Raw genomic sequence first — 17,853 nt, forward strand, 5'->3', positions numbered from 1 at the left:
ACACAGAAAGCCTCCGCAAGGGAGGCATTCTCTATCATTCCATTCGGATTAAACGGAAGAACGGCGCAGGAGCTTATTGCGTCTGCTGTTCAGAACAATCAGCCTTTTCTTAAGAGCCGCCTGCCATTCCGTATCTTGAATGCTTTTGGCAAAGCTGAGCAAATCCAGGGACATATCGATTTGGCTCCGCACAATCGCAATGGGCTCCTCGTCTTCATGATTGACACAGTTTTCAAGCAGCGCGCCCGCGTCTTGGTCGACGTAATCCTCGAAGTCGACCTCCAGCGCGCCGTCGCCATGCGCGTATTCGGCGAGAATTTCATATTCCGACAGCGCCAAATAATGCACCTCGACTCTGTGGCACACCGGACAGAAGGTTACCGGCACGTTATGGATGTGCGTATGGTGATGCTTTAACGTTCCTTTTGTTCCAATCATACTGGCTCCGCAGCAGAAACTCATCGCGACACGCTCCTTATGTAAGTTGCCTTCGTTATCGTACAGCGAAAGAAGCACTCAATGAGACGGTCTAAGTTATTATGTATTCGGCGCTTCGGACCGAAATTCCTGCCGAGGCGCTTTATATTAATAATTCCTCATCATGGAAGGGTAAAAAAAATAAGCCCTCATCCTGAGATGAGGGCTTATGAACGCGAATCCTTATTTTTGCATAGCCGCTACGATCAAATCGCCCATTGCGCCCGTGCCGATCGCTTTGCTCTTATCGACCGCAATGTCTCCCGTACGGTGGCCCGCGTCAAGCACATTTTTTACCGCGTCTTCGATCGACTTCGCCGCGTCATGGTAGCCGAAAGTGAGGCGGAACATAAGCGCTACGGACAAAATCGTTGCGATCGGGTTCGCAATGCCTTGACCCGCGATATCAGGCGCGGAGCCGTGCACCGGCTCGTAAAGCCCGAAGCTTCCCTCGCCGAGCGAAGCGGAGGACAGCATACCGATGGAACCGGTAAGCATAGCGGCTTCGTCGCTTAGAATATCGCCGAACATGTTCTCCGTTACGATAACGTCGAAGCTGGACGGACGGCGGAGCAGCTGCATCGCGCAATTGTCGACCAGCACATGCTCCAGCTCAACCTCCGGATATTCCACAGCTACGCGGTTTACGACCTCGCGCCACAGGCGGGATGTTTCCAGCACGTTCGCTTTGTCGACGGATGCCAGACGTTTGCTGCGAGTCATTGCGATATCGAACGCTTGGCGGACGATGCGCTCTACTTCTTGCACGTTGTATACGCAAGTGTCGACCGCTTCCTCGCCGTTTGCGCCTTCGCGGCGGAATTTCTCGCCGAAGTAAATGCCGCCCGTCAATTCGCGGACAACGATCAGATCCGTTCCTTCCAGCACTTCAGGCTTCAGCGTGGATGCTTCCTTCAAGCAGTCGAAGACGTTCGCCGGACGAATGTTGGAGAACAGGCCAAGCGCTTTGCGAATGCCGAGAAGACCCGTCTCCGGGCGAAGCTCCTTCGGATTGTTATCCCATTTCGGTCCGCCTACCGCTCCGAGCAGCACCGCGTCTGCGGACTTGCAAAGCTCCAGCGTTTCTTGCGGAAGCGGCGTGCCTTTCTCGTCGATCGCGATCCCGCCGAACAGCCCATGCTCCGTTTCGAACTGGTAGCCGAACAGCTCCTCGGTTTTTTTCAATACCTTGAGCGCTTCTCCGACAACTTCAGGACCAATGCCGTCGCCGCCAAGAACCGCAATTTTTTTCACGTCTGACATGTTCGAACACACCTCTCTAGTCATTCTTAATCTAGTATCATTTGTACCATAAGTAATAGCTTAACACAAAGATATAAAATCTATTAGCTTTATAGACTGTGGCTATAGCGCAAATTTCCCGTTATTCCAACAGCTTCTTGAGCAGCTGCGTCCGGTTGGCTGCCCCAAGCTTGGACAGCATCGATCTCATATGCTTTTTAACGGTAGCTTCGCTGATGTAAAGGCTAGACGCGATATCGGAATTGGTGAGTCCCCGTTCGAGAAGCTTAGCCACCGCCTTCTCCCGGTCGGTTAAATCCGCTCTGGCCATAATCGGATCCGGGGTGTTAGGAGGCGCTGCGGCATCAACCCCCGGCTCATCGTCCCGCTCCGCCACCATATCGCCATACCCGGTCCGCCTCATCATGCGGTGTATATAGTCGATCAGCTTGCCTTTGCGCAGGTCCAATACAAAGGTTGGCGCAGGCGTTACCCCGTCATAGCGGACATGCATGCCTCCAGGTGCGATTTCAAAGCCCAGGCTCAAATGCGTCTCCGTAAAATAGGAAAACGGCGCAGGCGATTCGACGACCAGCTCCCCGCTGAACATCAGCGAATGAAGCAAATGCCCGATCGCCGTCTGCTGCGACGTATCCGAGAAATCTTCCGCGTCGATGGTCTCGATGAACCACCCCGATCTGGTCGCCGCGGGCACAGCAAGCCGTTTCAGCTCTTCCTCCGTCAACGAACGAAAGTAGGCCTTCGATCTGGGCGCCTCGAGCAGATAAGGGATGGTCCCTTCGTTGATCGGGACGACGGCGGCAACGCCGATCAAACGGCCTTCCGCATTTCTCATTACCCGAACGGCGTCGCGGTCCAGCTCGAACAGCTTCCGGAAATTGAGCGACCTCAGCGTATAGAGACTCTGCTCCGCTGTCATGCTGAAGTCGAAGGTGAGCTTGGACTGCGGATCATGCAGCAGGATCTGTAAATCCTTTGCCTCCCGCTTCCTTCTAGCGGCATAAGCCTCAATCTCGTCCAACGCTTCGATTCCCGTCTTCGCATAATGCTTCGGCACGAGATCGAATACATCCATAAACGCTCTGACTAGCGCGTCTCCTATGTAGTACATAAGCTCAACCGCTTCCCTTGACGACGCGTCTATACGGCCTAACGACATCAGCCTTTCATAATAAAGCCGCAGTCCTCTCTCTCTTAGCTCCGCATACCGCTGAGGCGCGCGCAAAATCAAATCCCGGCATACCGCTTCCCGCATCAGGGAATAGATCGTGAACCCGTCATCGACCCTTCTTACGAACGAATAACGAATCAAACGCCGGAAGTCGGAGGCCGTTACCTCGCTTCCAAGCACCGCATTAAGGGCATCCTGGTTAAAATGCCGCAGCACCGCCGCCGCTTCGATGAGCGCCCGCATTTCCTCATCAGGCGCTTCCCGCATCCATAGCTCTACGATAAACGGCAAGCTGTCGTCATCCCGGAAATAAGTCTCCTCCCCCGCTCCTTGCTGAGCGAGGAATGCAGCGAGCGACAGCATGAGCGGATGCCCCTTGGAGCAGCTCCATAACCGCTGAATTTGCGTTTCTTCGGCAATGCCGTTGTTCCGGGCGTAGCGTGTCACAGCGTTCCAATCAAGCTCCTGCAGATGCATCCTTACGAGCTGCTGACGCCAAACGGGAGATAACAGCCACGGCTCGGAAAGCTGCGACCGTCCGGCGATAACAATGAGCGCGCTCGCGCGCAGCCCTTTTAAAAAGGTATCCCGGATCCAGAAATCCAGCATGTCGAACCGCTCGTACGCATCGATAAGCAGGACTACCCTCCCCTGCTCCGCCTTGTTCCGGATCGCTTCATAACAGCTTAATAGCCGCGTGTGTTCATCGCCGTCCGTCCATTCCGGGAGCTTCAGCTCCCGCCTGATTTGATCACAGAAGCTGGAAGGAGCGGCAAGAACGCCTTCCCCGTCGATCGAAATCGTAACGGCCCCCGCCTTATGGGCTTCCGCCCGGAATTTATCGAGCAGCGTGCTTTTGCCGATTCCGGCCGTTCCATAAACATTTATCACTCTCCGCGAGGCGGATTCGTCTAAGAGGAGGCGGCTAAAAGCCGCCGTCTCCATCTCTCGGCCTACCATATAGGACTCTTCTCCGTCTTCCGCCCACCCGTTATCGTTCATTTTGCCTGCACCCACTTTGAAAGGTATGAGAAAAGTTAGCTTTATTTTACATGAGTTGACGGGTTCCGACATCGTTTTTTTGCGAAAAAGGTAGCCGAAAGGATACCTAATTGTATCCGCTAGGAGAATAGTCCGGGGAGGGCGGCGAACGTAAAATAAAAGAAAAGGATAACGGAAGTCGGATCGATCTATAAAAAAGGAGAATCAGTCATGTTTGAGTGCACAATAAAAAATTTGAAAGAAGGGGATGTGCTTGCCCGGCCAATCACCGGACGGAATGGTGTTACGATTTTGGAGCAGGGCACCGTTCTCAGCAAGCGGTACATTAAACGGCTGCTGGAGCTTGGCATACCAATGGTCTATTTGGTGAACGAGCCCTCCCGGCCTGTCCCGGCCCCGAAGCTGGCGCTTGCGCGTCCGGAAAGCGGCCATCGCAGCCAGCCTTTCCTGTTTAACGAATTGAATAAACGGCTGGATGCCGCGAAGTTTTGCCCGAACGGCCAGGACAGCGCTCAAGACCAGCGATTCAAACGCCGGTATAAACGGATTCTGTCCGAACTGCTTTCCCATCCCGAAGTCGCCGCTTTGCTGCAAAGGCTGTATGAATTCGATTCGTACGTCTTCGATCATTCGGCCAGCGTGTCTATTATGAGCGCCATCATCGGCGACGAGTGGGGCTATACCGAAGATAAGATGCTTGAGCTCATCCTCGGCTCGCTCTTATTCGACATCGGGATGACCAGCATGCCGCTTTCGTTGGTGCAAAGCTGCGAGAAGCTGTCGGAAAAGGATAAGCTTCAGCTGCAGGCGCATACGACTGCCGGATTCGATATGCTGCGGGAGATCAGCGGCATTCCCTTCTCGTCGGCGATCATCTCGCTTTCCCATCACGAACGGTATGACGGCTCGGGCTACCCATTCGGAAGAAAAGGCCCGGCCATTCCCGAATATGCAAGAATTGTAGCGCTGGCGGATAACTATAACGCGTTAGTATCGCCGCGGCGGTATCGTTCCTCCTATAAAGCCGACGAAGCGATGGAGTTTCTGCTTGCCTCCGGCAATTACTATTTCGACGCCGACCTGGTTCAGCTTTTCCTGAAACGGGTCAAGGCCTTCCCGGTTTCCAGCGTGCTGACGCTTAGCAGCGGGCAGACGGGCATCGTGAAATGCTACAGCTCCTCCATCGCCCACCGGCCCGTTGTACAAATTATTAAGGAGGCGGGCGGCAAGGACGTGCGCGCGCCCTATGAGCTGGATCTCGCCTCTAGCAGCACCATTACCGTGCTTCATGCCGCGACTCAGAATTAAAAATGGAACAGATCGTTTAGGAGTGATCGTATGATGTTGATAAAAGATGAAATAAATGAGGCCGGTATGGAGCTGCTCGCGAAGAAGAGTCCCTCCTCCTATAACCACTGCATTCGCGTTGCGATGATCGCCCAGCAGTTCGCCCCCCGCCTTAACCTGAGTCCCGAGCAGCAGCAGCTGCTCGTGCACGGCTGCTATTTGCACGATCTTGGCAAGCTGTTTATCCCAAGCTCCATCCTTGAACGGGAAGGGGGCCTCTCCGATGAGGAATGGCAGGTCATGAAGCTGCATCCGTCCTGCGGCGGACAAGCCAGCGAGCGCTGCCGAAACAGCCTAAGCCAGGACGCCCTTGATGTCATTACGTACCATCATGAACGATGGGATGGCGGCGGATACCCGGAAGGGCTTACCGGACCTTCCATTCCATACTTTGCGCGTATATGCGCCATAATCGATACGTTCGACAGCATGATCTCCAATCGCTGCTACCGCAAAAGCATGCCCTATGAAGAAGCCATCGCAGAGCTTCGCAAAAATAGCGGCACGCAATTCGACCCCGAGCTGGTGGAGCCTTTTATCGCTTTCACCGCTTCCCCCAGCTTTCCAATGATCATGTATAAAATGTCCATAGCGATATGACCGCAAATAAACAGCTAATACTCGTGAATATGGAATTCGTTTTGCAGGCAGGGCTCGTTCTTCCGAAGGATGGCGTATACGTGATGGAGAAGCTTATTGGCGTAAGCGATCACGGTCACCTTGTAAGGCTAGCCCCTTTACGGATTACGCATGGATCAGCACTCATTCGCTTTAACGCCTCCAACAAGTCCCTCAAACGCTCGAAGCCTTTTTCCAGCCTCCAAACAACAGCATGAAGCTGCGCGGCTTACCTATAATGCCCATACAAATAGGCCAGTCCGATAACACTGGTTGACCTCAAGCTACGAAAGGCCGGCCTTGCGGCCAGCCTCTCTTGAACACGATTAATGTCCGGTTTCATTATGCGTTTAGTCCCTGGCCTTCCGCCACCCGGCCGCTGTCCGGGCTTTTGGATAAGAGCAGCTGAACGACGATCATGGCCATGATGATAATAAGCATGGAGACAAGAGCAAGCGTGAAATTGCCGTTATAATCATACAATCCGCCGATCAAGAGCGGACCCATTGCCCCGATCAGATAGCCGCCGCACTGGGACATGGCCGACCATGCTCCCGCTTCCTGCGGCGTATTCGTCTCCACAATCGGCAGCATAAGCGCCAGCGGGAACAGTCCGCCTGCGCCGATGCCCAAGAAGATGGCGGCAGGCAGCATCGGCATATGCAGCAGCACCAGAATGATGCCGATCAGTTCAGACACACTGCATGCGACGAGAAAAAATCCGCGTTTGCCGTATTTGGCCACTAGACTTGGAAGCGTCATGGACACCGGGATTTGGATGATCGTAAATACGGTGAGCAGCATGGCGGCGCTTGCCTTGCTGTAGCCGATGCTCTGGGCAATCGGCGAGATCCATGCCGTAAGCGAGTAGAACATGCTGGCCATCAAACCGAAGAACAAGGTCAGCAGAATGGCGCGCTTATTGGTCATCGGCAGCCGGGAACGTACTGCGCTTACGGCTTGATCCTTCTTTCCGATAAGCGGAAGCCAGATCAGCAAGGCGAGGATGCCCAAAACAGCCCAGACCGCCAGTGTAAAAGATAAGTTTTGATCTTGGCCGTTATAGATCGGAATCGCCAGCGCGGATGCGGCGCTTGCGCCAACGGTCAACGATACGGAATACACGCTGACGATGCCGGGCTTAGTCGGAAAGTATTTCTTAATAAAGCCGGACAGCAGCGGGCCGGCGAGGCTAATGCCAATGCCGCCGATTATAGCCGTAGCGACAAGTACGCCGACGGAACTGACCACGCCCCGAAAAGCTGTCGCGCCCGTAATGAGAGCCAGCGCAATAAAGATCGTGCGCTCCAGTCCCCACCGGTCCCGAAGCGCCGTCGCCGAAGGGGCGAAGATGCCCATGCATAATACCGGCAGCGTGGTAAGCAGACTGGCGGTTAGCGCATTCATGCCGAGTCCCGATTGCATCGTCCCCAGCAGGGGCGCGACGGACGAGATGATTGGTCTTAAGTTAAGCGCGGCGATAAAAATCGCCAGCAGCCAAAACAGTTTTTTCATAGATGGTCACTCCCCTCTATATCTGTGTACACAAGTATAGAGACTCTATTTCCATTGATCAATGCTATAATTTCTATTATTATAATAGTAAAAAACTATCGATAAAGGAGAAGCTATGGACACACGGCATATCCAATATTTTATGGCTGTCTACGAGCATCTTCATTTCACAAAAGCGGCTGAGGCGCTTGGCATATCCCAGCCCACCTTAAGCCAGCAGATCCGCGTGCTGGAGGCGGAGCTCGGAATGCCGCTATTCGACCGGATCGGCAAGCAGGTCGTAGCGACCGAAGCCGGCAAGCTGCTGCATTTCCACGGCGGGCGTATGCTTCTGGCTGAGCAGGATGCCAAAATCGCGATACGGGAGCTGAGGTCGTCGGCTCGGGGCACCGTCCGTCTTGGCGTTCTGCCTTCGGATTTAGACTTCCAGCTGGTGCCGCTCTTTATCCACTTCCATTCCGAATATCCCGATATACAGCTGCAGGCCTTCTCTACGATTCAAATCCTGGAGGAGGTATTGAGTAACCGGGTCGATATCGGCATCGCGCTCAGAACTCCGCCGGACAAGCGTCTGGTGCAAATTCCGCTGCTCTCGGAGCCTTATCACCTGCTTGTCCATTCCGGCAGCGTGCTTGCCGACAGACCGTCCATTACGCTTCGCGAACTGGAGCAGCTGCCGATCGTTATGTATCCGCGCGGCTTCCTCGGCCGCGATCTGGTGGAGAAGGTGTGCCGGGAGAAGGGCGGCTTCCAGCTCGCGACCGTCATGGAGACCAGCACGGCCATCTCTCTCCTGCAGCTGGTCCGCGCTGGCGTCGGAGCGACGATTCAGCCCGTCAGCCTGCTTAAGCAGGAATCCATGCGGCGAGATATTGTCGCGATTCCGATCTCCGACCATGCGCCAATGCGCCATCTGGAGCTGATCTACGGCTCGGAGCGCTATATAAGCGAAGCCCATCGCCAGCTGACCAAGTGGCTGATCGACTTTTTCAGCAAGTAAAGTGATAGAATAGAGTTAATAGAATTCGTTGCACTCATCATGAAATTAGGAGCCGACTCAAGTGAAAGCACATCCAATACGTCTACTTCGCATTACCGGACTATTCGACGGCCTGTCGCTATTAGTCTTGCTTGGCATCGCGATGCCGCTCAAATATATATGGGGGATGGACAAAGCCGTTACGATCGTCGGCAGCCTTCACGGAGGCATATTCAGCCTCTACGGGCTGGCCATCCTGTACTCGTCGCTTAGAATCAGATGGAATCTGCTTTGGCCGGCTGCGGCGGTGCTGGCGGCATTTGTTCCATTCGGCAACTTCGTGCTGGACTGGCAGCTGAAGAAAGCGCAGGCGAAATATGCGGTCAAGCCGTTCAATTACGCGCTGCTTGTATACAGCATCGTTTTCTTCTCCTTCTTTGATCTGTTCGCGCAGCTGCCGGTCATGAGCACCTTCGCCGCTTCGATCGGCGCCAGCTCGTTCATCGTCGGCTTCGTCATCGGACTGTACTCGCTGTCCAATACGTTCGGCAATATCCTATCGGGGATTATGACGGACAAAATCGGCCCCTTCAAAATCTTGATGGCCGGTCTTGTCTTATCGAGCGGCGCGCTGCTTCTGTATCACTTCGTCGAGCAGCCCGCCTGGCTAATCGTCGTCCGCATTATTCACGGCTTTGTCGCGGGCTTGATCGTGCCGGCCGCCTTCACCTTCTCGGCCAACACAACCGTGCAGAACGAGCAAGGGAAAAAGGTCGCTTTTACCGGCACGTTCGTCGGACTTGCCGCCATTATCGGGCCCGCATTCAGCGGCATTATGGCCAGCAAAACATCCGTTCCGTTCGTCTTCACCTGCGTTGCGATGCTGGGACTGGCGCTGGCCGTCTTGTCCGCCATCTTCCTCGGCAAATACAAGATCGCCAAGAAAGAGAAGGAAGAGCCTGCCGCTAAAGGCCCGTTCCTTAATATCGCGGTCATAAAGGCCTACGGCGGCGCGTTCTTCCTGATGTTCTCGCAGGGCGTCATCGCCTACCTGCTCCCGCTCCATGTGCAGTCGCTGGGGTATGACTCCAGGCTGAGCGGCACGCTTATGAGCGCCTTCGGCATCATTGCGGTTCTGATCTTCGCGCTTCCGACGAACCGGATATTCGACCGGGCCGCACCGTCCATTACGATGGCGCTGGGCATCGGGCTGATGGGCCTGAGCCAGCTGCTGATCGGCCAAGCGGATACGACCTTGGCGCTCTACTCCGTTCTGGGCCTATACGGGGTCGGCTTCGCCTTCCTGTTCCCGTCGATCAACACGATGCTTATCCGGGCGACCCCGGCCCAGCTGAGGGGCAAAGCGTACGGCTACTTCTACGCCTTCTTCTCGCTGGGCGTCGTTGCCGGATCTTCGCTGCTGGGCTGGCTGCCGTTCGACGAGAGCGAGGGCTTCCTCTTCACCGGAGCGGTGCTGCTTTCCTTCGCCGCTTTCGTGATGGTCAGCAGACGCAAAGAGCATGCAGCGGCCAATAAGGATTAAACTGCAGCAAATCGTTCCTTCATCAGCAAATGAACCTCGCAAAAAAAGCCGTGCCATCTGACGACTTGCATCGTCGTCCGACAGCGCGGCTTTTTCATTTCCTCTTAGATTAAGCTCATATTGTCACGGCGGCTTGGCTGCTTCCGCTTGTCGATCAGGCGGTTCACCGCATCGAGATACGCTCTAGCGCTCGCTTCCAAAATATCCGTGCTAAGACCGCGTCCTTGCGCGGAAATATCGTTCTGCTTCAGCACCACATGCACTTCTCCGAGCGCGTCTTTGCCTTGGGATACGGATTTGATGGAGTAATCCTCCAGCTCAACCGTCTCTTTGGTCGCAAGATCGATCGCGTTGTAGATCGCATCGACGGAGCCGTTGCCTTCGGCTGTCTCCTCGCGGATTTCGCCTTCCACGCGCACGCTAACCGTCGCTTTCGGCGTAGATTTGTTGCCGTAGCTCACCTGAATCGTCTCCAGCGTGAACACCTCCGGCGTATCGATCAGCTTCTCCTCCAGCAGCGCGCGAATATCCTCATCGCTGACCGCTTTCTTGCGGTCGGCCAGATCCTTGAACTTGGCGAAAGCCGCGTTAACCGCTTCTTCCTCCAGCTCATAGCCAAGATCGATCAGCTTCTCGCGGAAAGCATGGCGGCCGGAATGCTTGCCCAGCACCAGCTTGGATTCCTTCAGGCCGATCGTATCGGGCGAGATGATCTCATACGTCGTTTTTTCCTTCAGCATGCCGTCCTGGTGAATGCCGGATTCATGGGCGAACGCATTGGCGCCGACAATCGCTTTGTTGCCGGGAACGACCATACCCGTCAGCTTGCTCACGAGGCGGCTAGTTTTGGCGATTTCCTTCAGATTCAGCGTCGTCTGGGCGCCGAAGAAGTCCGGACGAGTCGCCAGCGCCATCGCAACCTCTTCGATCGCGGTGTTGCCCGCTCGTTCGCCGATTCCGTTGATCGTGCCCTCGACCTGATCCGCTCCGTTCAAAATCGCCGCCAGCGCGTTCGCGGTCGCCATGCCCAAATCATCGTGACAGTGCGCGCTGAGCTGGATTTTTTCGATGTTCGGCACCTGCTCCTTAAGCGTCTTGAAGATGTTGCCGAACTCCTGCGGATTCATATACCCAACGGTATCCGGAATATTAACGACCGTTGCGCCGGCTTTGATCGCCATATCCGTCACCTGGCACAGGAAATCAAGCTCCGTGCGGCCCGCGTCTTCCGGAGAGAACTCGATTTTATCGAAATATTGCTTCGCGTAACGGATTGCGCGGTCCGCCGCTTCCAGCACCTGCTCCTTCTCCATGCGGAGCTTATGCTTCCGATGGATCGGGCTCGTCGCAAGGAAGAGATGGATACACGGATCCTGAGCGCCTTTTAACGCTTCGCGCACCGCGTCGATATCCTGCTCGCGCGAACGGGACAGGCCGATGATCGTCGCGTTTTTAACAGCCCGGGCGACGGCGTTCACCGCAGCCAGGTCACCCGGCGACGCGGCAGGAAATCCCGCTTCAATACGATCTACGCCCAGCTTCTCGAGTTGGAGCGCGATTTCGACCTTCTCCTTCGTGTTCAGGTTAACGCCAGGAGATTGCTCGCCGTCACGAAGCGTTGTATCGAAAATATATATTTTCCGCATGTTGCCCTGTACCTCCATGAACAGAATCATCCCGATACCGCACGGAGATAGGCATGACGGCAGCGAAGATCGCTGCCGGCATGCGCTCCATATGGACCGGGATTGGTTGTTTCTCTGAGCCTAGTATATGCGCTTAAGCTAGATTATTTCTTAATCCAGTGCATCAGTTCGCGCAGCTGCTTGCCAGTCTCCTCGATCGGGTGAGCGGCTTCGTTGCGGCGAGTAGCCGTAAGCATCGCGCGGCCGGATTTGTTCTCGAGGATGAAGTCGCGTGCGAAACGGCCGGATTGGATGTCTTCCAATACGCGCTTCATTTCTTTTTTCGTTTCTTCCGTTACGATACGAGGACCTGTAACGTAGTCGCCGTATTCTGCCGTATTGGAGATGGAGTCGCGCATAGTAGCCAGACCGCCTTCGTACATCAGGTCAACGATCAGCTTCAGCTCATGCAAGCACTCGAAGTATGCCATCTCTGGCGCGTAGCCTGCTTCAACCAGCGTCTCGAAGCCAGCTTTAACAAGCGCGGAAGCGCCGCCGCAAAGAACGGCTTGTTCGCCGAACAAATCGGTTTCTGTCTCTTCTTTGAACGTTGTTTCGATAACGCCTGCACGCGTACAGCCGATACCTTTCGCGTACGCAAGGCCGATAGCCTTTGCGTTGCCGGTCGCGTCCTGATGAACTGCGATCAGACCAGGAACGCCGAAGCCTTCTTGGTAGGTGCGGCGAACCATGTGACCTGGCGATTTCGGAGCTACCAGGAATACGTCTTTGTCCGCGCTTGGCACGATTTGTCCGAAATGAACGTTGAAGCCGTGGGAGAACATGATCGCTGCGCCCTGCTTCAGGTTCGGTTCGATTTCCTCGTGGTAGACTTGCGCTTGCGTCTCGTCTGGGAGAAGGATTTGAACAACGTCAGCCAGCTTTGTCGCTTCAGCAACCGTCAATACTTCGAAGCCGTCTTTTTTGGCAACTTCAGCCGATTTGCCTGGACGAAGACCGATAATAACCTTCAGGCCGCTGTCGCGCAGGTTTTGCGCTTGTGCGTGTCCTTGGCTTCCGTAACCGATAACCGCGATCGTTTTACCTTGCAGTACGCTTTGGTCAGCGTCCTTTTCATAATACAATGTAACTGCCATGTGATGATTGCCTCCTTTTATTGGACCCTTTTGAGCGGGTGTTTAAGCGGGGAGCCGGTTTACTCTCCGTGCTTCCCCTCTTAAACTCCCGCTCAAAGCGGGATGTTAATACGATTGAATCATTGTTTTACGTTACCGCGGTTAAGCGCGGTAACACCAGTGCGCGAAAGCTCGCGGATGCCATAAGGCTTAAGAAGCTCGATCATCGCGTCGATCTTCTCCGTGTCTCCTACTACTTGTACCATTAATGATTGCGTGCCGATATCGACAACCGCCGCGCGGAACGTTTCGACGACGCCGAGAATTTCGGGACGAGACGCGGGCTCCGCATGAACCTTGATCAAAGCAAGCTCTCTTGCGACCATCGGATTGGCGCTCAGATCAACAACCTTGATGACGTCGATCAGCTTGTAAAGCTGCTTCGTAATTTGCTCCAGCGTATGGTCATCGCCGGAAGTGACGATGACCATGCGCGAGAGGCCCTGCTCCTCGCTTGTTCCAACCGTAATGCTTTCAATATTGAAGCCCCGGCGTCCGAATAGGCCGGATACGCGCTGCAGAACGCCGGGCTGATCGTTGACGATTACTGCGATCGTATGCTTTTTCATCATTCCGCATCCCCCATGATCATTTGATCGATGGTGCTGCCTTGGGCAACCATCGGATAAACGTTCTCGTCACGGCGTACGACGAACTCGACGACGGCCGGACCAGGATGACGGAGCGCTTCTTCCCATGCGGTGCGGGCTTCGTCCTTGTTCGAGGCGCGGAAGCCTCTCACGCCGTAAGCTTCTGCGAGCTTCACGAAGTCGGGGCTGCCGGCTAGATCGATATGGCTGAAGCGGTTCTCGTGAATCAGCTCCTGCCACTGTCTAACCATGCCGAGAACCTGGTTGTTCAGGATGACCACTTTAACCGGAATATTGTTAATCGCGCAGATCGCAAGCTCCTGAGCGCACATCTGCATGCCGCCGTCGCCGTTGATCGATACGACGACGCGGTCCGGGTTCGCCATCTGGGCGCCGATCGCCGAAGGGAAACCGAAGCCCATCGTGCCAAGCCCGCCGGAGGTTACCCACGAACGCGGTTTGTTGAACGGATAGTACTGCGCGGCCCACATTTGATGCTGGCCGACGTCCGTCGTAACGATCGCGTCGCCATTCGTTGTTTCGTGGATCATTTGAACAACCCATTGCGGCTTCAGCTCGGTATCGGAGTCGATGTATTTGAACGGATGCTTCGCTTTCGATTCCTGAATGCTTGCCCGCCAGTCATCCGCATTGTCGGCGCGAACCGCCAGCTTGTTGGCCATCGCCAGCACGGACTTGACGTCTCCCACGATCGGAATGTCGGTCGGAACGTTTTTGCCGATTTCCGCGGGATCGATATCGATGTGAACGATCTTCGCGTGCGGAGCGAAGCCCGAAAGCTTGCCCGTTACCCGGTCATCGAACCGCGCGCCGATATTGATTAGCAGATCAGCGCTTTGGATGGCGTTGTTCGCCGTATACGTGCCGTGCATCCCCGGCATCCCCAGCCACAGATCATTGCCGCTTGGGAAGCCGCCAAGTCCGAGCAACGTTGTCGTGATCGGAATTTGCGTCTTCGTTACGAACTCCAGAAGCTCCTCATGCGCTCCGGAATAAACGACGCCGCCGCCCGCCAAGATCAAAGGCTTTTTCGCTTCCGCGATCGCCTTAATCATTTTGTCCACTTGCAGCTTGTTCGGGTTAATCGTCGGATTATAGCCCCGGATATTCACTTCCGTTACCGGCTGGAACAGCGTCTTCGCCGCCGACACATCCTTCGGAATGTCGATAAGAACCGGTCCTTTACGGCCCGTATTTGCGATATGGAACGCCTCATGAATAATCCGAGGCAAGTCTTCAACCTTGCGAACTAAATAGCTGTGTTTCGTAATCGGCATTGTGATGCCGGTGATGTCAGCTTCTTGGAATGCGTCCGTTCCGATCAGAGTGGAAAAGACATTGCCCGTAATGACAACGAGCGGCACGGAATCCATATACGCCGTCGCGATGCCGGTGACGAGATTGGTAGCCCCCGGTCCCGATGTTGCGATACATACGCCGACTTTGCCGCTGGCGCGGGCATAGCCGTCCGCCGCGTGAATAGCGCCTTGTTCGTGCCTTGTGAGCAAATGGTTGAAATCAGGGTTATCGTGCATGGCGTCGTAAATATACAGTACAGCGCCGCCCGGATAACCGAATACGCAATCCACGCCTTCCAGAAGCAGGCTGCGTAGCAGGATCTCCGACCCTGAGATCACTTCAGGCTTCGAAAATTTTTCGATTAATTCCTCTTTCGACTTTACAGTTGAACTTTGCGTTTGCGTTGCCATCTATTTTCCTCCTCTCGAAAAACAAAAAACCTTTCGTCCTTCAGCCTTAAGCTGAAGGGACGAAAGGTTACGCTTCCGTGGTACCACCCAAATTCGTTATATATCTCCCGATATATAACCTCCATTGGTTAGAACGCTGTGCACATTCCGACGTTCTACCATGGCACTTTAACGCTTGCCCTGCGATGCTCCCTAATAGGCAACCCGGGTTGCTTTTCAGGAGGATAGCTCCGAGGTGAGCTCGTAGAAAAGGGGTTTTGGCGTCGGTTGCAGCTGATCCGTCCGCTCTCTGAGCAAAAGAGCCCTTAACACTTCGTCCTCATCATTGCCGATTGATTATGACTTTTCATTATTATATGCGTATTCTGACAGTTCGTCAAGAACCATAAATACCCCTTTTCGAAGACCTCTTGATTCCGGTCTTATGCGAACCGCAGGCCAGCGGCATACATATAGTAGTATAGCCTTTAACAGGAAATCTCATGCAGCGCGGCGCAGACTGCTCCGCAGAACAGGAAGGTTGCCCATGATTCGTAATCGGAAGCCATCGGATGACACAGAGCTTGTCCGTCTTATCCGGGCCGAATTGATTCCGCTCTCGTACACCGCTCGTCCGCTCGACGCCCATATGATCCGCGAGCTCCCGTTGCGGTTCCGAAACGGCGTTACCTATGTCGCGACTAGCTCTAAGCTTGGTCCCCCAGTCGCTTTTATTCACTTCTATGTCCACGGCACGGAGACCGTCATTGACATGCTTGTCACAAATCCGGAGTATCGGGGACAAAGGCTGGGCACAACGCTGATGGCGTATGCCGAGGCCTACGGCAAAGCGCGAGGCTGCCAAGCGGCCCGTTTATTCGTCGATCGGATCAACGTCAGAGCGCATCGCTTTTACAATAAGCTTGGCTTTGGAACCATTCGTTATTTACCCGAGGTTCAATGCTATGAGCTGCTTAAACCGTTGACCTCGCCATCCGCGTTACCCGTTAGTAATACCCGTTAAAATACCCGCCGGGATAGCCGGCATTGGGCCCGTAGCCGCCAAATTTGCCGTAGCCGCAGCCTCCGCATGTCGGGACACCGCAGCCGCAGCCGCCGTAGCCTCCGCCGTAACCGCCGTAGCCTCCACCCCAGAATCCCAGCGTGCCTATTGCCAGCAGATCAAAGAGCAGAAGCGGCCATAGGAAAAATCCAAAGCCTTTTGTTTGGACCTTTTTGCCCTTTTTGCCTTTTGGTCTTTTGCTCGACGCTACAATCAATCGGTTCCCGCGCAGCCGAAGCAGCTTGCCCGTTACGACAGAACCGTCCCTGCGCACTGCATAGATGGATTTGCCGATCAGTTTCCGCACTTGCTTTCTGGAAACGTTATGCATGTCAAATCCCTCCTTTCCCGTTATTCTGCAGTTTATTCAGGAAAGGGAGGACTTGCTTGTATGTTTGTCTGCTGTCGCTTGTCTGTTTTCTTGATGCTCCGAACCTGCTTATCCATACAAAAAAGACCCCTCGACCACCGCATGAAGCGATTGCCGATAGGGTCTTTACAAAACGCGATTAAGCGTTGATTTTTTGTTTCGCAACGCCGGCCAGCGAGTTGAACGAAGCGATGTCGTTCACAGCCAGGTCAGCAAGCATCTTGCGGTTTACTTCGATGCCCGCAAGCTTCAGGCCGTGCATGAATTTGCTGTAGGACAGGCCGTTCACGCGAGCTGCCGCGTTGATACGAACGATCCACAGTCTGCGAATGTCGCGCTTCTTGTTGCGACGGTCGCGGTAAGCGTACATCAGGGACTTGCCTACTTGCTCCTTCGCTGTTTTAAACAGACGGTGTTTCGAACCGAAATAACCTTTAGCCAGCTTTAAAATTCTTTTACGACGACGAGCGCGGACGAAGCCGCCTTTAACTCTTGCCATGAGTGGAAACCTCCTGTAGGTTGAATTTGTATCTTATACGATCATTATTTCAAGTTGGAAAGACCTTGCTGCAAACGGCGAACATCGCCAGCGGCCATAAGCGGTTGACCCGCAAGCACGCGTTTTTGACGGCCGGACTTGTGCGAAAGCAAGTGGTTTCTGTATGCTTTGTAGCGTTTCACTTTACCCGTACCGGTAATTTTGAAGCGGTCTTTCAGACTGCTGTGCGTTTTCATCTTAGGCATGTCAGTTTATCCTCCTTAATGTTGTTCCAGCCTTTAGCTGTTGTTGGATTTCGGTGCCAAAATCATAATCATGCTCCGGCCTTCCAGCTTAGGAGCGCGCTCGACATTGCATATTTCGGCAACCTCTTTGGCGAGGCGTTCCAGAATCCGTTGGCCGATTGCGGCATGCGTAATCTCGCGGCCGCGGAACCGGACGGAAGCTTTCACCTTGTCGCCTTCGTTCAGGAACTTAACGACATTGCGGAATTTCACCTGATAGTCGTGCTCCTCGATGTTGGCCCGGAACCATACTTCCTTCAGGTCAACAATCTTTTGGTTCTTACGAGCTTCCTTCTCTTTCTTCTGCTGCTCATAGCGGAACTTGCCGTAGTCCATGATGCGGCAAACCGGCGGTTTGGCCGTCGGTGCGACGTTCACCAGATCCATGTTAGCCTCAGCTGCGAGCTGCAGCGCTTCGCGAAGCGGCTTAATGCCGATTTGCTCTCCCTCCGCGCCTACCAAGCGTACTTCTCTGGCGCGGATTTCATCGTTGATTTGATGTTCTCTGCTAATAACGTGCCACCTCCATAATGGTTTACGATGTGTGTGCTCTTCCCAATAAAAAATGCGGGTTCGCTAGAACCCGCATCTCATAACCGTCA

The 17,853-nt window shown here is 54.4% G+C and carries 17 protein-coding genes; 5 read left to right on the plus strand and 12 right to left on the minus strand.

All coding sequences use genetic code 11. The annotated features are described in order from the left end of the window. Positions 1 to 48: 48 nt before the first annotated feature. The 3 genes from D3P08_RS11860 to D3P08_RS11870 all read right to left on the minus strand — a co-directional run bounded on the left by D3P08_RS11860 (position 49) and on the right by D3P08_RS11870 (position 3,913). Complete coding sequence (locus tag D3P08_RS11860) at positions 49 to 462, minus strand: YgiT-type zinc finger protein (protein WP_119599916.1); 414 nt, start codon at positions 460 to 462, stop codon at positions 49 to 51. Positions 463 to 660: 198 nt separating this feature from the next. Further along, complete coding sequence (leuB, locus tag D3P08_RS11865) at positions 661 to 1,740, minus strand: 3-isopropylmalate dehydrogenase (protein ID WP_119599917.1); 1,080 nt, start codon at positions 1,738 to 1,740, stop codon at positions 661 to 663. A 121-nt stretch (positions 1,741 to 1,861) separates the two neighbouring features. Next, the gene (locus D3P08_RS11870) at positions 1,862 to 3,913 is read right to left on the minus strand and encodes a LuxR C-terminal-related transcriptional regulator (RefSeq protein WP_162848446.1); all 2,052 of its coding nucleotides are present in this window, start codon (positions 3,911 to 3,913) and stop codon (positions 1,862 to 1,864) included. Positions 3,914 to 4,123: 210 nt separating this feature from the next. On the opposite strand from D3P08_RS11870, the gene D3P08_RS11875 reads away from it, so the two are divergent. Together D3P08_RS11875 and D3P08_RS11880 are read left to right on the plus strand one after the other, a co-directional pair. Further along, a complete protein-coding gene (locus tag D3P08_RS11875) occupies positions 4,124 to 5,221 on the plus strand; it encodes an HD-GYP domain-containing protein (RefSeq protein WP_119599919.1) in 1,098 nt (365 codons plus the stop codon). Between the two features lie 30 nt (positions 5,222 to 5,251). Beyond that, complete coding sequence (locus tag D3P08_RS11880; RefSeq protein WP_119599920.1) at positions 5,252 to 5,860, plus strand: HD-GYP domain-containing protein; 609 nt, start codon at positions 5,252 to 5,254, stop codon at positions 5,858 to 5,860. 360 nt (positions 5,861 to 6,220) lie between these two features. Here D3P08_RS11880 and D3P08_RS11885 read toward each other — a convergent pair whose 3' ends face one another. Further along, a complete protein-coding gene (locus D3P08_RS11885; protein ID WP_119599921.1) occupies positions 6,221 to 7,393 on the minus strand; it encodes an MFS transporter in 1,173 nt (390 codons plus the stop codon). A 115-nt stretch (positions 7,394 to 7,508) separates the two neighbouring features. Here D3P08_RS11885 and D3P08_RS11890 point away from each other — a divergent pair, with 115 nt between their 5' ends. Beyond that, positions 7,509 to 8,393 (plus strand): LysR family transcriptional regulator, encoded by an 885-nt coding sequence (locus D3P08_RS11890; RefSeq protein WP_119599922.1) that lies wholly within the window; start codon positions 7,509 to 7,511, stop codon positions 8,391 to 8,393. Between the two features lie 61 nt (positions 8,394 to 8,454). Continuing rightward, a complete protein-coding gene (locus D3P08_RS11895) occupies positions 8,455 to 9,915 on the plus strand; it encodes an MFS transporter (protein ID WP_119599923.1) in 1,461 nt (486 codons plus the stop codon). 104 nt (positions 9,916 to 10,019) lie between these two features. Here D3P08_RS11895 and D3P08_RS11900 read toward each other — a convergent pair whose 3' ends face one another. The 4 genes from D3P08_RS11900 to ilvB all read right to left on the minus strand — a co-directional run bounded on the left by D3P08_RS11900 (position 10,020) and on the right by ilvB (position 15,056). Then, positions 10,020 to 11,561: a 2-isopropylmalate synthase gene (locus D3P08_RS11900; RefSeq protein ID WP_119599924.1), complete on the minus strand. Its 1,542-nt coding sequence runs from the start codon at positions 11,559 to 11,561 to the stop codon at positions 10,020 to 10,022. Between the two features lie 143 nt (positions 11,562 to 11,704). Continuing rightward, positions 11,705 to 12,697, minus strand: a complete 993-nt coding sequence (gene ilvC, locus D3P08_RS11905; protein WP_119599925.1) for a ketol-acid reductoisomerase — start codon at positions 12,695 to 12,697, stop codon at positions 11,705 to 11,707. 119 nt (positions 12,698 to 12,816) lie between these two features. After that, positions 12,817 to 13,308, minus strand: a complete 492-nt coding sequence (gene ilvN / locus D3P08_RS11910; RefSeq protein WP_119599926.1) for an acetolactate synthase small subunit — start codon at positions 13,306 to 13,308, stop codon at positions 12,817 to 12,819. Continuing rightward, complete coding sequence (gene ilvB, locus D3P08_RS11915) at positions 13,305 to 15,056, minus strand: biosynthetic-type acetolactate synthase large subunit (RefSeq protein WP_119599927.1); 1,752 nt, start codon at positions 15,054 to 15,056, stop codon at positions 13,305 to 13,307. Before ilvB ends, ilvN begins: the two co-directional genes overlap by 4 nt. 526 nt (positions 15,057 to 15,582) lie before the next feature. Between ilvB and D3P08_RS11920 the strand changes: the two genes are divergently transcribed. Next, positions 15,583 to 16,059: a GNAT family N-acetyltransferase gene (locus tag D3P08_RS11920; protein ID WP_162848447.1), complete on the plus strand. Its 477-nt coding sequence runs from the start codon at positions 15,583 to 15,585 to the stop codon at positions 16,057 to 16,059. Here D3P08_RS11920 and D3P08_RS11925 read toward each other — a convergent pair. The 4 genes from D3P08_RS11925 to infC all read right to left on the minus strand — a co-directional run bounded on the left by D3P08_RS11925 (position 16,043) and on the right by infC (position 17,764). Continuing rightward, positions 16,043 to 16,429, minus strand: a complete 387-nt coding sequence (locus tag D3P08_RS11925; protein WP_119599929.1) for a hypothetical protein — start codon at positions 16,427 to 16,429, stop codon at positions 16,043 to 16,045. The genes D3P08_RS11920 and D3P08_RS11925 overlap by 17 nt on opposite strands. A 178-nt stretch (positions 16,430 to 16,607) precedes the next feature. Continuing rightward, the gene (gene rplT / locus D3P08_RS11930) at positions 16,608 to 16,967 is read right to left on the minus strand and encodes a 50S ribosomal protein L20 (protein ID WP_119599930.1); all 360 of its coding nucleotides are present in this window, start codon (positions 16,965 to 16,967) and stop codon (positions 16,608 to 16,610) included. Between the two features lie 44 nt (positions 16,968 to 17,011). After that, the gene (rpmI, locus tag D3P08_RS11935) at positions 17,012 to 17,212 is read right to left on the minus strand and encodes a 50S ribosomal protein L35 (RefSeq protein ID WP_068682086.1); all 201 of its coding nucleotides are present in this window, start codon (positions 17,210 to 17,212) and stop codon (positions 17,012 to 17,014) included. A gap of 33 nt (positions 17,213 to 17,245) precedes the next feature. Then, positions 17,246 to 17,764, minus strand: coding sequence for a translation initiation factor IF-3 (infC, locus tag D3P08_RS11940; protein ID WP_240647482.1), 519 nt, complete (start codon positions 17,762 to 17,764; stop codon positions 17,246 to 17,248). Positions 17,765 to 17,853: the final 89 nt, after the last annotated feature.

It is taken from the genome of Paenibacillus nanensis (assembly GCF_003583765.1).
Classification (GTDB): Bacteria; Bacillota; Bacilli; order Paenibacillales; family Paenibacillaceae; genus Pristimantibacillus; species Pristimantibacillus nanensis.